The 15416-nt window shown below is 52.8% G+C and carries 9 protein-coding genes; 3 read left to right on the top strand and 6 right to left on the bottom strand.

What is annotated here, in order from left to right:
- Positions 1-40: 40 nt before the first annotated feature.
- From CFELI_RS05970 to CFELI_RS05945, 6 genes are all read right to left on the bottom strand, one after another.
- Positions 41-1285, bottom strand: coding sequence for an acetylornithine transaminase (locus CFELI_RS05970; RefSeq protein WP_277104362.1), 1245 nt, complete (start codon positions 1283-1285; stop codon positions 41-43).
- Positions 1286-1324: 39 nt separating this feature from the next.
- A complete protein-coding gene (gene argB / locus CFELI_RS05965; protein WP_277104363.1) occupies positions 1325-2260 on the bottom strand; it encodes an acetylglutamate kinase in 936 nt (311 codons plus the stop codon).
- An 86-nt stretch (positions 2261-2346) separates the two neighbouring features.
- Complete coding sequence (gene argJ, locus CFELI_RS05960; protein ID WP_277104364.1) at positions 2347-3504, bottom strand: bifunctional glutamate N-acetyltransferase/amino-acid acetyltransferase ArgJ; 1158 nt, start codon at positions 3502-3504, stop codon at positions 2347-2349.
- 89 nt (positions 3505-3593) lie between these two features.
- Positions 3594-4637, bottom strand: coding sequence for an N-acetyl-gamma-glutamyl-phosphate reductase (argC, locus tag CFELI_RS05955; protein ID WP_277104365.1), 1044 nt, complete (start codon positions 4635-4637; stop codon positions 3594-3596).
- 299 nt (positions 4638-4936) lie between these two features.
- The gene (locus tag CFELI_RS05950; protein ID WP_277104366.1) at positions 4937-6316 is read right to left on the bottom strand and encodes a YeeE/YedE thiosulfate transporter family protein; all 1380 of its coding nucleotides are present in this window, start codon (positions 6314-6316) and stop codon (positions 4937-4939) included.
- A gap of 282 nt (positions 6317-6598) precedes the next feature.
- Positions 6599-7390 carry a YwiC-like family protein gene (locus CFELI_RS05945; protein WP_277104367.1) on the bottom strand — a complete coding sequence of 264 codons (792 nt, stop codon included), beginning with the start codon at positions 7388-7390 and terminating at the stop codon, positions 6599-6601.
- 350 nt (positions 7391-7740) lie between these two features.
- Here CFELI_RS05945 and CFELI_RS05940 point away from each other — a divergent pair, with 350 nt between their 5' ends.
- The 3 genes from CFELI_RS05940 to CFELI_RS05930 all read left to right on the top strand — a co-directional run bounded on the left by CFELI_RS05940 (position 7741) and on the right by CFELI_RS05930 (position 15264).
- Positions 7741-8577, top strand: a complete 837-nt coding sequence (locus tag CFELI_RS05940) for a DUF4132 domain-containing protein (RefSeq protein WP_277104368.1) — start codon at positions 7741-7743, stop codon at positions 8575-8577.
- A 20-nt stretch (positions 8578-8597) separates the two neighbouring features.
- Complete coding sequence (locus CFELI_RS05935) at positions 8598-12977, top strand: hypothetical protein (RefSeq protein ID WP_277104369.1); 4380 nt, start codon at positions 8598-8600, stop codon at positions 12975-12977.
- 466 nt (positions 12978-13443) lie between these two features.
- Positions 13444-15264 (top strand): hypothetical protein, encoded by a 1821-nt coding sequence (locus tag CFELI_RS05930; protein WP_277104370.1) that lies wholly within the window; start codon positions 13444-13446, stop codon positions 15262-15264.
- The last annotated feature ends 152 nt before the right edge of the window (positions 15265-15416 follow it).

Genomic DNA, 15416 nt, shown 5'->3' with positions numbered 1-15416 from the left:
TGTTTCTCCTCATGTGATGAGTGGTGATGCAGTCTGGGGGTTAGTCTGTGGCATCGTTGGTTACGGCGTCGATAAGTGCGCAGAGTCGGTGGGCGGCTTGGGCGAGTTCTTCGTCTGTGATCACCAGCGGTGGGGTGAGTCGGATGACATGCTCATTGGGTGCGTTGAGAATGAGTCCGTGTTCTGCAGCGTGGGCAACAGCCTGCTTTGCGACGGGGGCATGTAGCACCACTCCAAGCATCAAGCCCCGTCCCCGAATCTGGGTGATATGTGGGGATTGTCCAAGCAACTGGGTTAAAAGCTCACCTTTGCGCTTGACTTCTTCAAGGAATGGCTGGTCAATGATGGACAGCACAGCACGTGCAGCGGCACAGGAGATGGGGTTTCCGCCGAAGGTCGTGCCGTGTTTGCCTGGGCTGAGCAAGGTGGCAGCGCGCCCGCGTGCTAAAACCGCACCGATGGGGAGTCCACCACCGAGCCCTTTGGCCATGGTGACAATATCGGGGCGAATATTTTCGTGGTGGAATCCGAAGAAGTCTCCGGTGCGCCCAATGCCGGTTTGTACTTCATCGCAGGCGAAAAGGATGGTGTGGGTTGCGCACAGCTTCGCAATACCACTGAGGAATCCTTCTGGTGCGGGGATCACTCCTGTTTCACCTTGGATAGGCTCAAGGATAATCATGGCCACATCAGTGGGATTGATGGTGATAAGTTTCTCAAGGTAGTCGAGATCCCCATAGGGGAAGAATTCAACACCTTGAGGTAGCGGGCTAAAAGGCTGACGTTTATCGGGTTGCCCTGTCATGGCAAGTGCGCCCATGGTGCGCCCATGGAATCCGTGCTCGGCGGCGAGGATGCGTCCGCGCCCTGTGAGCCGCGCGATTTTCAAGGCTGCTTCATTGGCTTCAGCACCGGAGTTGCAGAAGAATACACGGGTTTCTTCGCGCTGCTGGGTTGGGGTTGTACCCCAGTAGCGGTCGATGAGTGTTTCGGCAACATCGACCACAGGTTGCGAGGCAAACAGGTTGCTGACGTGGCCGAGTGTGTTCAGCTGCGTGGTCACGGCGTCGATAAGCACCGGATGCCCATGCCCTAGTGAGTTAACGGCAATGCCAGCAAGCATGTCGATATGCTCGCGTCCCTGGGCATCAATGACTCTACTTCCCCGCCCAGAGACAAGCTCAAGGCTCGGGGTGCCGTAGGTGTTCATGATGACTTCGGGCCACTGCTGACGTGCGCTTTTGTGCGCTGCCGCCGCTGGCTGCGCGTGTGTATCTGTATTCATAAACGAGGTATCCGGTTCTTCTGCTGCGTGCAATTGGGGTTAGTTATCGTGCGTTTCAGCGCTGCGGTAGATGGTGGGTGAGGTGCGATCGGCCACAACATCATCGCGCACGACCATGGTTCCGATACCACCCTCGGTGAGTAGTTCTAACAACACGGAGTGGGCGATACGCCCGTCGATGACGTGCGCTGCCCGCACACCTTCTTCGACTGCGTGCAAGCAGGATTCCATTTTCGGGATCATGCCGGCGTCTAAGGTCGGGAGAATTTCGGCGAGCTCCGATACAGAGGTGGAGCTGACCAGCGATGTTTTGTCCGGCCAGTTGGTGTACAGCCCTTCAACGTTGGTGAGAATAACCAGGCGTTCAGCGTTCAACGCTGCGGCGAGCGCACCGGCGGCGGTATCGGCGTTGATGTTGTACACTTCCCCATCCACACCTGGCGCAATAGTGGAAACAACAGGGATTCGGCCTGCTTCGATAATATCCATCAAGCTGGTGGCATCGACGTTGACGATGTCGCCGACGAGTCCGATATCAACACGCTCACCGTCAACATCCACGAGTCGTTTTTCGGCGGTGAATAGGCCGGCATCTTCACCGGAGGTGCCGACCGCATAGGGGCCGTGAGAGTTAATAAGCCCCACGAGGTCGCGGCCAACTTGTCCAAAGAGCACCATGCGCACGACGTCCATCACTTCCGGAGTAGTAACCCTGAAGCCGCCCTTGAATTCGCCTTGGAGGCCAAGCCGCTCAAGCATGCTGGAGATCTGAGGGCCTCCCCCGTGGACCACTACGGGTTTTACTCCGACGGTTCGCAGAAACACCATGTCTGCGGCGAATGCTGCTTTGAGCTGTTCGTCGACCATTGCGTTGCCGCCGTACTTGACTACCACGATCCTGTCGCGAAGGTGCTGTAACCAGGGCAGGGCTTCGGCAAGAACGGTGGCGCGTTTCTGTGGGGAAAGATCAGTCATGGTGAGTACCTACAAGTGTGTTGTGCGTGGTGGTGGGTGAGCTGTGGGCGAAAAGTGCTCAGCGTGTTCGCTTCAGCGCCTGCTTTTTAAGTGGTGTAGGCGGAGTTGAAATCCACATACTGGAGGGACAGGTCGGTGGTGCGCACCGTCGCGCGCCCTGCCCCGCCGGTGCCGAGGTCGACGTGCACTGCGATATCGGTGCCGGTGAGGTCGACCTCGCGGGCACCTTCGGCACCGCAAGAGTCGATGCACACGGGCTGGTCGTTGAAGTAGACCGAGATTTTATCGGGGTTCATGTCTGCATCCGCCATACCCACGGCAGCAAGTGTGCGCCCCCAGTTCGGGTCGGAGCCAAACATGGCGCACTTGAAAAGTTGATCGCGCCCGATTGTGCGTGCAGCATTGCGCGCCATGTCGTCGGTACTGGTTCCGGTGACGGTGATGGTCACGCGCTTGGTCACACCTTCGGCGTCGGCTTGCATTTGTGCTGCTAGTGAGTCGCAAACGGCGAAAACTGCGGCGTCGAGTTCTTCTTGTGTCACCTGTACTGTGGATGCACCCGAGGACATTATGATCACGGTATCGTTGGTGGAGGTAGATCCGTCGATATCGAGGGTGTCGAAGGTGGTGGCGGTTGCTTTCTTCAGCGCACGCTCCAACATCTCAGGGGTGGCGACTGCGTCGGTTGTCAGGCAGACGAGCATGGTGGCGAGGCTTGGCGCCATCATCCCCACGCCTTTACCCATGCCCCCGAGCACCCACCCGTTTCCTTCATACAGTGCTTCTTTTTTCACTGTATCGGTGGTCATGATCGCTACTGCGGCGTCGGTGGAGTGGTCGCCCAAACCAGCAACGAGGGTGGTTGCGCCGTCGATAAGCTTGGGCACGGGTAGCGGTTCGCCGATCAGCCCAGTTGAGCAGGCAGCAACATCATAAAAATCGACGTTGAGTAGCGAAGCAACATGCTTGACGACGTCGGCACAATCCTGGTCCCCCTGCGCACCATTGCAGGCATTCGCGTTGCCGGAGTTAAAAATCACAGCCTTCACCTGCCCTGTATTTCCCTCAACTAGCGCAGCACGACTGTGCTTGACGGGCGAGGCAACAACTCGGTTGCGGGTAAACACACCGGCCGCAGCAAAATCAGGCCCTTGGTTATAGACCAACGCCATGTCGGGTTTTGCGGAGGGTTTGATACCTGCGGTGGTACCTGCGGCGAGAAAACCAGCAGCAGCTGTAATCATTGCAATTGACCTTTACTTTCGTGAGTGCGAGTGCGAAAAACACTGGGAAATAATGCGGAAAATTTTGAAGAAAACCGAACATGCATGCATTAGGGAGCAACGCCATTGATGGGAAGACCTGCGGTTTCATCCCACCCGAGCGCAATATTCATGCACTGCACCGCAGCGCCTGCGGTACCTTTGCATAAATTATCAATGGCAGTGGTCACCAACAGACGTCCTGCTCGTTCATCGACCTCCACCTGAAGATGGCACATATTTGTCCCCACAATATTTTGCGTGTGCGGCTGAATGCCGGGCGCAAGTACGTGAACAAAATACTCATCCTGATAAAACTCACAATAGGTTTCACGCGCCTGCGCTGCTGTAACCCCTGGGGCCAAAGGAGCGCTCGCGGTAGTGAGAATTCCACGCGGCAACGGTGCAAGCACCGGGGTAAAACTCACCGTAATTTCCTCGTCGCTAAATGCCTGCAAGTTTTGCGTGATTTCCGGGTTATGGCGGTGCGCACCAGCGGTGTTATATGCCTTAAGCGACCCCATAGTCTCAGATCCCAACAAGCCCACAGAAGCCTTCTTCCCGCCACCTGAGACACCGGTGATGGAGACAAAAGTCAGTTCTGGCTTGACTAACGACGCCGCAACAGCCGGCAGCATAGCCAGCGTTGCCCCTGTGGGGAAACAACCAGGAACGGCTACACGAGTACTTCCCGCCAAAGCTTCACGCTGACCTGGCATTTCAGGAATACCATACGGCCACGTGCCCGCGTGGGCAGTGCCATAAAAATCTTCCCAATCCTGCGAATTCTTCAATCGGAAATCAGCTGCGCAGTCAATAACCAACACTGACTCGCCCAACTGAGCAGCAATGGCAGCCGAATGCCCATGTGGCAACCCCAGGAAAACCACATCGTGGCCTGCCAGAGTGTCTGCGGTGGTCGGCTCGATCACTCGGTCGGCCACGCCCACCAAATGTGGCATCAACGCGGCGACAGACTCCCCTGCGGTGGATGCGCCGGTGAGTGCGCCGATTTCTAATTCCCCCGAAGCAAAGCGTGGGTGCATGAGCAGAAGTCGAATGATTTCTGCTCCCGCATATCCGGAGGCTCCTGCGACAGCTACCTTGATTGACATGCAGACAATCCTAGCATTTATGCACAACGACGTAAATTATGTGCCACTTAAGGGGGTGAAGTTTTTCTTCATCAGCCCCACCCGCACCAAATCAACGCAAGTCAATACCAATTTATTCCACAGTTCACAGATCACAGAAAAGGAATATTTTGCCCCACAATGCACATATACCTCATATTATGTACACATTTATTCACCGTGCACTCAAGCCCCCAACACCTATAAATGAACACAAAAATGCGGGGCATCACAGCCCTTCGGCGTGCACACCCCGCAATTGCTACACACATAGCTGGTTGTTAGTTTTCACCTTTCACCACGGTCAACTGCCAGCCAGCTGCCTGCGTCTGGTGGAAATTCTCAATCTTATGCCCATTATCGGCCGCCCACTGCGGAATACTGTCCGTTGCTTGAGTGCAATCAAAATCAATCACAAGCTTCTCCCCCGCTTCGAGACGGCTCATCGCATTTTTGGCGTCGATAAGCGGAAACGGGCAGATAGCGCCAACCGTATCAAGCGCATACACCCCAGCTGCGAGTTGCCGCACACCAGCCTGACTCGGGGCAGCAACCTTCAGCGCTACAGGTGCTGTGGCAACACTGCCATACTGACGCGCAATTCGATCATGATCAACCGGCCGCACGGGCTGTTCCTCCGTGCTGCGCTGCAGTGCTACAGACTGCGCGGTGGGCTTGAGCCACAGCTTCGCCGCCGCACCCACGCCAAGGCCGATAGCCAGCAATGCAACCCAACCCTGGTAACCGAACAAGCTCGTTTCCACCATGCCGTTACCCACGGTGCAGCCACCCGCCAAGCATGCGCCCACGCCCATCAGCACGCCGCCAACGAGTGCACGCACAGCAGCCTGCGGGTCCGGAACACGAACCCGAAACTCGCCAGCAGCACGCGCGGAAAAGTGCGCGCCAACCAGAATGCCGAGCACCAACAACACACCCCAGTCAAGATATTTCAGATCGCCGGACACAATGAAGTTCGTCAGGTTTGCAGAAGGACCCGTAATACCTAGCCCCGAATCACGGCCCGCCGCACCCGACAACGGCCATGCGATCACACCAACGATTCCGATCAGCAACCCTGCCGTGTACTGATGAAGCGGACGACGCCAACCCCGCACACCAAGATCACCCTTGACCTGGCTACTCGCACGATTGCGGTAGTTAACCACAGCATAAGCAGTAAGCAGGCTCAACCCGATCACGAAATACCATGGGGAAACACCAAGGCTTTCAGGAATTGTGGTGGCATCAACCGTGAAACCGCGAAGCCACGCATTAAAACCGCTCAGCGCACCAGTTTTCATCGCCGCGGAGGTTACCGCGTAGGCAATCAATGCAACCCAGGAACCTACAAGCCCCTCACCGGAGCGATACCACGTACCGGAGGCGCAGCCGCCTGCAAGAACGATGCCGAGACCAAAAATGAAACCGCCGATCACCACAGCAATGGGAGCGAAAGTATCGACTGATGTTGAAATTATTCCGGCAGAATCTAAGGCGGTAAGCCCGATTGCGTGGACGGAGATAACGATAAGGAGGGCGACGAAACTGCGCCACGTTTTTGTCAGGAAGATATCGCGCAGCATTCCGGTGACGCAGAATCGTCCGCGTTGCATAAGTGCGCCGAGTACGAGGCCGACTATTAATCCAGTGATAATCATGGCAACTTGAGGGTTCAACTTTCTTTGATTGTGTGTACGCAAAAGGGTTGAACCACATAGTAGGCCGGTATGTACAGGACGGTAAATATAAAATAGACTAAGCAGTCTGTTAAATCGCCCCATGCAGCACGAATACATCAAAGTGAAATGAATATTATTAATTCAATCTCCACCGTGAGTGAACAATTACACCCTCACTACAGATCCGCTCACGAAAACTCACACATATGCACAATCGTGCAACTCTCACACCAATCACAGCCACACGATAATCACCCCCCACTAGAACGGAGAATTAAACGGCAAGGTGGCAAAAATTGCAATACTGAACACAATTTCCAAGCGCCCAATCTTGCGTGGGCTAAAGCGTTTGCCACGACGCTGCGCAATCACTGGCAGCGCGTACGCACGAATAACAAGTGCGAACCACACAATCACATGCAGCCAGGACACATACCCAATCCACCCCAACACCGCCACGATGCCGAAAGCTAGGAGGTGAGTCGTCACCGATCCAATAAACCACGCCTTCGAACCGCTTTCCCGAATGAGAGTTTTTACCAGTGGAACCGTGGTGGCAAAGTACAAAGATAAGAGGGCAGTAAAGAACCACGCGTGCAGGCTTACTCCCCCTTCGGCAAACCATGGAAGTTTCGTGGGAAGATTCACCGCTACCGGAAGAATCAAGGCGGCAGCAGCAATGGCCACAAGCCGAGACGTAAGTTCACGTTCACGCTTCTGCCAGGCCCGATGAAAAGAAAGGGCCACCAAGGGCGCAAACACAAGCCCCCACCATGCAAGATGCGGTGCGCCAATAAGGAGAATGAGACAGAAAACGTTCGTTAAAACCAGATAGGTGATGAGCGCTGGGCGATAGCGCGGCTTGAATCTAAACTTCAACCACTTCTCAGCCACCGCGAAGAAGAAAAACCCGAAAGTCCACGCACCCACAAGCGCAAGATGCAGCCAGTGACGCTGGGCGAGAACGAGCCCAAAAATAAGTGGCGCAAACCCCATTGCCCACGACCCGTGCTGATCCGTGATCCACCCGTTTTTCATCGCATTTCGTGCCATACTTTCCCAATATAGAGAAGGGGCAATCCTGCCAGTGTTCAGGGTGAAAATAATCACCCAACCCCACCCGAGCTCAACTCAACATAAGAAAACTAACCACGCCGCAAGTCGCACCTGCCCCAGTTGTTCACCAGGCTTTAGAGAGATAAAACCGACACCCACCATCCCCTAGCTTAAAGATGGTTAAGAATAGTCAAACTTTTACCCAAGCTTGCGCGATATTGGCACAATTGTTCTGATGCTTTGCCTAAAATACCCTCGTAGAGCGATCAACACTGCCCTTGTATCACTGTCATTTCTTGGTGCCAGTGAATAAGGGGCAACACAACAACTCGGGATAGGTTTAGTTCATGACTGATTCTGCTGATGGGTGGATCCCCGCCGGAGACTACTTTCTGAAAGTTGAAGATGGGCAGATTAAAGCCCGCAATGCCAAGGGGAGAGTATTAAAATCTGTACCGGCGAAAGCAAAAAAGACTCCTGCTTTTGATCGACTTGCAGGTTTGCTCACTGTTCTTACTCAGCATGATCAAGAATGCGCCCAAAACGTTGCAGAGTGGTTCCTCCACGGGCATCCGATCCCTGTTATTGCGATCCAACAGTTGTGGCCAGACCCAATCTGGCGCAAATATCTGCACAACCTTGTCATCACCGATGGCACAGTTGTAGGGCTTTTACGCGATATACGGCACACAGGTGTGGCTGTTGCGGATCTTGACGGAGAATCCGTAGAGATCACCGCTGAGACCATCACTATCCCCCACCCTGCTGTTCTTTGCGATATTGAGGATTGGCGCGAGTTTTCTTCCGAGCTTGGGGCAACTCAAGGAATTGACCAACTGTTTCGCGAAATCCACCACAAACCCGCAGATGCACAAACGCAGCGCGAACATGTGCAGCGCTATAAAGATGCACATTTTGAACAGGCATCCCATCTTTTTAGTCGCGCCCGTAATGGTGGGTTCAAGGCAGATATGTATGGTGCCACCGTCGAAGTAAACGAAGCTGGCCAACGCATCAATGCCCTGCTTGAGCTGGAAGCCTACGATCCCTTCAGCGAAGCACATCTGGGAGTTTTGAAATTTTTTAGTGCGAATACTGAAATACACACACACACGATGTTGGGCCTATTGCCTGGAGTGAAGGAATCCGCATGTGCGAATACATTTATGCAGGTAGAAAAATAGAAGACGAGGGCTAAAGACTCATGAGTATTGGACAAATCCACACACATGCACGCACCAACGATGTTCCCCTTGTCGCTTTAAGCATTGATACTGGACTAGGCACAAACGCACCACTGATTAAATTAGTTGCCCAGCCTTTGATCGAAGCTGAAACTTTAGCCTTAGATACAGTCGGCTTACGCACAACACACAGCAAAGAGGTAGGTTTCACCCCTAAACGCGCCATCGGTTTTCCCGCATGGGCAATTCTCAGCGATCCCCCAAACGCACGGCATGCCCTGAACTTAGTCAAAGACGTCGAGTGGGCGCGTCGAAAAGCAAAAAGTGAGCCAAGCAAGGTCAGAAAGCACATCACCGAACTCGCTGGCATGCTCCAAGCTTCAGCTCCACATTTCCTCCCCACCTTCTTGGAAGAAATTGCCCGCATTTTCAACGACGTTGAGAACACAAGCTATGCAAAACAGTTTTTCAGTAAAGCGCGTGAAACCGAACGCAATCACTCGCTGAGCATCGATCCGCAACGTCATGCCCACGCTTTCGCCGAGTTTGCTTCCTTAGGCATAGTGAGTGCTAAAACTCTTTCCCAAGAAGCTCGCGATGCTCTCTCACGCAGCCAACCGCAGGAAGCCTACGATTATTTCTTCCAGCTTCTGCTTGAGCAGGCCAAAGCTGGTGTCGGCATTTACGCGAACGCTTTTAAAGACCTCCATTTCATTGGCAAACACCTCGGGATGAGCCTGCGCGAAGTCGAGCACTCTTTTATCGCCGCTTATGTGCCCACCCGAAGTTTCCCTCGTTCCTCAGAAACGTTGCTGAAAAAGATTATCAAGGCGCTACCTGAGCTCTTAAAAACGCAGCCGAATTTAGCTGAATGCCTTTACACCATGATCCCGCAGCAGTGGGATGCCGATGAGTACGTGCGCACATTGCAAAAACTCAAGTTATGGGATCCGTTGCGCACAAACCCAGATAAGTTTGCCCAATGGTTAGATTCACTCATCAGCCATGGGCATTCCACCTGGCGGTTCTTCGCAGAAAGTAACCCTGACTTACTTGAAGCTATCGTGGGCAACACCGAAAGGCTCACAGGCGTGCCCATTCGCACCATCAGCGTTAAGTACCACCTTGACTATCTTGATGCTTTCATTGCGGCACAAACCGACTGGAAACCAATCCCTCCGCAATATCATTGGGAACGCCGTTTTAGTTTTGATGAATGGCTACGTCAACGGCACCGCGATCTTCGGTATTTGGTTGAGCAGGAAAGCATTCGTGATGACCTTGTTAAAGGATTGGACACAAAAGCCCTAGAGCACAATCTGAAAACATTGCTTGCGGGAGAACCCACCCGAAAAGTTGTGGAATGGAAACTCCAAGCACTACTCGATCAACGTGCTATAACCGGTGGGTCAAAAGCACAGTGGGAGAATTTTGATAACCATCGCCGCCACCTCGACACTCCGTTGTTGCGCACGCACTTTTCCGAATTGGTCGAAGCAATTCTCCACATTGATCTCGCTGAGGAGCTTGCAGAACGACTTCGTCGCGGAACACTCGTGGAATACACGTGGCCATTATTTGAAGATCAAGCCCCCGAAATAATGACGGAAAATACCCACATTTCCGCCACCTACCCATGGGTGTGTCTGCAAAACGGAAGGGATCTCCATACTTTTAACGGCGACAATTATCGGAAATACCGGCTGCCAAGCAACTACCACGGCAAAGTCATTCCTACTGATAATGACGTTTTTTATGCCTATTATGATCATTCAGCAAATGAGCATCAATGGATGTGGCTATCCGAGGGTGTGGCACACACCATCACGGAAAATTTCTCCAGTCACTCCGTCGAAGAATACGTCAGCGTTATCGACCAAACTTTGTATATTGGCCCGACTGCCATTACCGAAGGGCAGTTAAACACGGCACCGTCCGGCCCGCACGTTGGTTTCAACCCGGTATATGCTGTGCGTAGTTCAGAGGATTCCGTTGTGGTTGCCCTTCCTGATGGTGAGAAGATCCCACGCAAAGATTTTCATGCGCACGTGGTTACAGGTTCACTGCCAGGATTGGATGTGCCCGAGCTTTCGGCAGCTGTTGATCCTCGTGCTGAATTAGATTTCACGCACAGTTTTGCCACCCGCGTTACTTCAAGCACGAGCGAATCTCCTTTGGGTGTTGCGGGTGATCGGATTTTTGGATTGTCATTTCACACCGACGAAGAAAAATCGGTGTATGTCAGCCCTTTGGGCACCTTCCATTTCGAGCATGCGAACTATAGGGCACTAAAAAAGCCAGGCGCACAGGTGTGGTATTTAGACACTAACTATTTTTGGCGACAGCCTATTGCGCTGTGCGATGCTGCAACCATGACCGCGATTGCGCCTGCGCTGACACACACCGGCAAGAAGCATGTGCTGAATACCCTCAATGCTGTTGGGTTCCATCAATTGCGGGTACGGAATCAGGCTGTGAGTACGAAGATGCGTCAATGCACGACGGAACAAGCTGCACAGCTTATTTCTGAGCCAACACGCATCCTTGATTTCGCGGAAGGCGATGAGACTCTTGCTGCTGCTATCGCTGGAATTATCGTCGATATCAGTGAAATTTATTGTGTGCAGATTGATCTTCCACATCTGAAGTCTGTGCCGAAGCCTCTAAGCTACCTGTATGCCTCGCTTGAGAAATCACCGGTGCAACAGGTGAACATTTCACAGCCGCCTGATCCCATGCCTCATAAGACGTGGAAAGGTTCTGTCAAGGCGGTGTATAAGACTGCGGTGTTGCTCAATACACCGCAGCGCGATGGGAGTTTCCGTACGCCGTGGGAAGCACGTTTCCTTTGGGATACTATTGGTCAAGAAATGCGGTGGCTGGCGTGGCTATCAGGCCCTGGTCTTCCGCTGGAAAAAGTGCGCCATTACCATGAGTTTTTAACCTGGTGCGTGGATTCGGGTGTGCTTGGCACATGGCGAAGGGTCACAGTGCGATCTGATTCTTTGGATGCAGAACCTGATGTTTTGTGGGATAATTTCTCGATTGTTGAAAGAACTCCAACGAGCTATACCCGTTTCTGGAATCCTGATTTATCGGAAAAACCCACTGAACCGGCGGAGTATGAGGTTATCGATGATGGGCTTTTTGTTCCGAAAGAGGAATTTCAGTCAGCCCTTGATGAGATTCTCGCCTGGCATGTCAATCGCCATTCGACGCCGGGGCAGCTCAGCCCTAGTTGGGATAATGCCACGATTACCGAAATAGCTGAGCAGGCAGCGGCTGTCACTACCTTCCCGCCACAGGTGTGGGCTTTGCTTTTTGGCGGTGGCCTTCATGATTATGAAATGCCATTCCATAATGAAACTACAGCTCAGGTCAGTGAGGTTTTGGCTGTATCAAAGAATGACGTTGATAGTTTTAATGATATAACCCGCCGTGTTCTCCCCGATCAGCGCTGGCGACTTTTGGCATTGACGTGGCATAAAGATTTTCTTAGTACTGGGCCCGATGTGGCTGCGTTGGCTGATGCTTGGCAACGTCTCTGGGGTAAGCCATGGATCACTCTTGAGTGGCAACACTGGGATTTAATTCCGCTTTCTTTGCGCACATCGTTGGATCATCACTTTATAGACGATGTGTGCGATGAGCCAAGCCATCTTCGCTACTATGGCCCGAAGCTGCTTGCTGTTTTCATTCATCTGGCACATGCAGTTGAGCCTTCGAGTGTTGCGGCAGGTAATTTGGCCGAGCGCATTCGCAAGGTGTGTGACGTCACGATCGAAGATCCACATATCCCTTTGGGCAGTGACTTTGATAATGCCCCTTGGCGAAAGTCCACGCCGGATGAGCATGCTCTGCGGCTGGTTAAGGAAGGCTATCTTGATTCCTTGCTTGACTATCTCACGCAGGGTTCTGTGGTGGAAGGGGTCAAGGAGGATCCTTCTGTTGTTGCTCCTGCGGTTGTTGCTGAGGCCTCGCGTACGTTGGGGCTCAGCAGCGATGCGGCTCGCTATTTCTTGCAGTTGGCTGCTTTGACTCGCCCGATGGATAACTCTATTAAGAAGTGGAACGGCTGGTCGAAGAAGCAGTTGGATCAGGTGGCAGCTGAGCTTGTTGATAAGGGCCTTGTTGTTACTGCTAAGCGTGCAGGCACCGGTCGCAGTGTTTTCTTGCCGGGTGGTTGGTTGGAAAAATCTGACACGGGCCCTGCGATGGAGGTGTGGAAAGCTCCTCATTATCTGTTGTGGAAGTCTGCGAAAAACCGTCCGATTGTCGCTGGTTGCCCACCGATCGTTCCCTACGCTGATCTTTTTGCGGAGGTGTGGCAAAGGTACGTTTCTGGTGATATCCCCGGCTATGAGGAACTCACCACTGAACGGTATCGCCAGCGACGCTGATGCGATCAGCCGTGGAACACTCAGGTGAATAACCGCTAGTAGCTCACCTGAGCGCTTTTGAGCAGGGGTAGAAACGATAGCTGCGAGAGCACGGGGATCATCCCCCACTTTCATCGAAGGAATTGTGAGTACTGCATTGCTCCCAGACAAGCCCCACGTCTTAGTCGTGGTGCTGCACCCAGGTGAACGATCAATGACATGTGAGTCTCAAGCCAAGAATACTTGGGTGCTATTTCAAGCCACATTTCGTGCACTAACTATCAGCACACACCTGAATCACCTTAAGTAAAACAACAACCATTTGCTGATTTGGCCGATTATGATGAGTAGCTAGCCACGGGGAAGTACTGGAATGAGTTCCTCAATTGCCACTGTGGGGAACCCACACCTAAATTCCCACCAATGAAAGGCTGAACACTACATTCACCTCACCACTGCACAACTAAGGATTAAGGAAACCCCACGAATGCACGATGCCTTGTTCTTCGCCCGAGCTGCCGAAGGGTACATATCCATTGATTTGTATATTGACGATCTCATTGAAACGGGCTATTGGTCTAAGATAACCGGCACCAAAAAGATTCTCATTACCTGGCTTGAGCACCAGTTCATCCTCGCCGACTGGGGATATCTGAGCGTATCCGATCCGCGCTTGCTTGAGGCTATCGCTAAAATCGCCCCCAGCCCGCGCAGAGTTTTCCGCATCGCAGATAATGCGAATATTCACCTCGACTACCTCGATGCCCTTGCCGCTGTAGGAATGGGGTGGAAAATCAACCCCGAAGATATCAGCCTCGACCCGTGGCTGGAAGAACATCACCGCGATCTTCGCCACCTCGTCAAAAACCGGGAGGCCCGCACTGCGTTGCTCGCAGCGCTCGAAATATGCTTCGACGCTGAATTCAACGATGCTTTCGAAACCGACCTTGCCGTCCTCCTTGACAATGCTGTGACGCGGCAACTGGTCGTCGACAAGCTCGATGAGCTAGCACAAGACCACCACTGCATTATCGGCTCGGGAATAGCATGGAAGATTTTTCTCAACTCTTTCAGCCAGCTCAACCGCCCTGAACTGAAAGAACTCAATCCCGGCGCGCTGCGCACGATGTTTACTTTCGATCCGGCGTTGGAGCTTGCTACTCGTTTAAATCGGGGTACTTTCGTCGAGTACACGTGGCCGGAGTTTGAACAAGTGGTGGAATTAGCGGGCCCTGATGCCTCGGTGACTGGTAATTTCCCGTGGATTGGTGTGGCTTTTGATTCGACTCTCACGCTGTTGAATGGGAATGAACGTGTAACCTATACGATTCCTGCGCATGAGCATCTTAAGCATGCGATTCCAGTCGATGGTGATCTTTACTTGCAGTATAACGATCCTTATGAGCCTTATTATTGGTGGGCGAGTACTGATACTTGCACACCGTTTTCCGAGCGTGCGGGTGATTTCGATGAGTTTTTCTGCGACTCTTATTTTCTCGATGGGCGTGCGTTTGTTGGTGATGTGGAGTTGACTCCGGGTGCACAGTTGTCGCGTCAGCCGGGTGGTCGCATTTTTGGGCAGCAGCAGTTGTATCACCGTAATTTCCGGGAGCTGACTACTACTCCTGTGTTTAGTTTCCACTCCCCCGATACTGATGGTGTGTCGTGGAAGGATTTTGATAAGAAGTTGCGTGCACGAAAGCTTCCGGGTGTGAGCTTTTATCCTCAGGGGTGGAAGAAGGCTCCGCGCAATCTCAGGTTTAATTTTGAGAGCTTTATTTTTCCTGCCCTGTCCGAGACTCTCGATTCGCCGTTGGGGACGGATAATGGGTTGCATTATAACTTAGTTTTCGGCGGGGAAGTTGAGGAAAACAGTGTGGTGTTGTGTCCGTTGGGTCGCTTCGACTTCACTAGTTTTGATCGGGTTCCGGTGCGGCGTCCGGTTGAGGGTTCGTGGTTTGCGGAGGAAACGCAGCTGTTCGATTATGCTTCAAACACTCCTATTTCGCTGTCGCGTACGGCAACGGGTCAGCCGCATCCTCTCCACCAGCTTGCCTCCTCGGGTATGCATTATTTGAAGGTGCGTAATCAGAAGGTGAGTGAGAAGATGCGTGAGTGTACGCCAAATCAGGCGCAGCTGCTTCTCGATGATCCTACAAGTATCCTTGCTTTCGCTGAGAATGATGAGGTTTTGGCTGCTGCGATTGCTGGGATTATTGCTGAGATTGCGGCAGTGGAGGATTTTGCTCTTTCGCTTCCGCAACTTGATGAGGTGCCTGAGTATCTTGGGTATTTGTACTCCCGATGATGCCTAGGTGTTCTTCAGTGGGGTTGAGTTGGTTGTAGGTTTTGGTGCTATGTGTGCTGGTGCGACAGTGTGGTTCTAAGGGGGCACTGTCATCAGTATTGCCCTCGCCTGTGTGCAAACAGCACACAGGCGAGGGGTGATAAGTTACGAGC

The sequence above is a fragment of the Corynebacterium felinum genome (assembly GCF_030408755.1).
In the GTDB taxonomy this organism is placed as follows: domain Bacteria; phylum Actinomycetota; class Actinomycetes; order Mycobacteriales; family Mycobacteriaceae; genus Corynebacterium; species Corynebacterium felinum.
The sequence above is the reverse complement of the archived record's forward strand: the minus strand, read 5'-3'. Positions and strand labels throughout refer to the sequence as shown.

What these genes read in the sequence shown, in the direction of transcription:
- CFELI_RS05935 (WP_277104369.1), top strand. Translation starts at nt 8,598, where the DNA reads ATGAGTATTGGACAAATCCACACACATGCACGCACCAACGATGTTCCC.
- argJ (WP_277104364.1), bottom strand. Translation starts at nt 3,504, where the DNA reads ATGATTACAGCTGCTGCTGGTTTTCTCGCCGCAGGTACCACCGCAGGT.
- argB (WP_277104363.1), bottom strand. Translation starts at nt 2,260, where the DNA reads ATGACTGATCTTTCCCCACAGAAACGCGCCACCGTTCTTGCCGAAGCC.
- CFELI_RS05930 (WP_277104370.1), top strand. Translation starts at nt 13,444, where the DNA reads ATGCACGATGCCTTGTTCTTCGCCCGAGCTGCCGAAGGGTACATATCC.
- CFELI_RS05940 (WP_277104368.1), top strand. Translation starts at nt 7,741, where the DNA reads ATGACTGATTCTGCTGATGGGTGGATCCCCGCCGGAGACTACTTTCTG.
- CFELI_RS05945 (WP_277104367.1), bottom strand. Translation starts at nt 7,390, where the DNA reads ATGGCACGAAATGCGATGAAAAACGGGTGGATCACGGATCAGCACGGG.
- CFELI_RS05950 (WP_277104366.1), bottom strand. Translation starts at nt 6,316, where the DNA reads ATGATTATCACTGGATTAATAGTCGGCCTCGTACTCGGCGCACTTATG.
- argC (WP_277104365.1), bottom strand. Translation starts at nt 4,637, where the DNA reads ATGTCAATCAAGGTAGCTGTCGCAGGAGCCTCCGGATATGCGGGAGCA.
- CFELI_RS05970 (WP_277104362.1), bottom strand. Translation starts at nt 1,285, where the DNA reads ATGAATACAGATACACACGCGCAGCCAGCGGCGGCAGCGCACAAAAGC.